At 43.0% G+C, this 458-nt stretch carries 1 pseudogene; it reads left to right on the top strand.

Annotation, left to right across the window (positions count from 1 at the left end):
• Positions 1–111: 111 nt before the first annotated feature.
• A pseudogene (locus tag E2R66_RS28195) lies at positions 112–458 on the top strand (IS110 family transposase); the annotation flags it as partial.

Here is a 458-nt window from a genome sequence, read left to right as displayed (position 1 = left end):
TAATGATGTAATAAAAGCATAGTACAGCATGTGCGGACATCTGCGTAAGCAGCGCCGAAATTTTAATTTAGAGTGATAACTGGAACGTTTCACTATTTAAAAAACTGTACTATGCTAAAGACAAATTTGCAAAATTCGATTGACTTTAAGGGTCAGAAGTTTTATGTGGGCTTGGATGTCCACAAGAAATCATGGGCTGTTACCATTCGCAGCAAGGGTATTCAGATTGCTCATTTCACCCAGCCGCCCGGAGTGGATGCACTGGCCCGCTATTTAAAAAAGAATTTCCCCGGCGGAACCTATTATTCGGCTTATGAAGCAGGATTTTGCGGAACGGGCATTCATGAACAGCTTTGTGGATCCGGAGTAAACAATATCATGATCCATGCGGCAGATATACCGGCTACAGATAAGCAAAAGAAGAACAAGACAGACCTGCATGATAGCCGGGTGATAGC

This window comes from Mucilaginibacter psychrotolerans, assembly GCF_004519315.1.
In the GTDB taxonomy this organism is placed as follows: domain Bacteria; phylum Bacteroidota; class Bacteroidia; order Sphingobacteriales; family Sphingobacteriaceae; genus Mucilaginibacter; species Mucilaginibacter psychrotolerans.
This window is presented reverse-complemented; position numbering and strand designations above follow the sequence as displayed.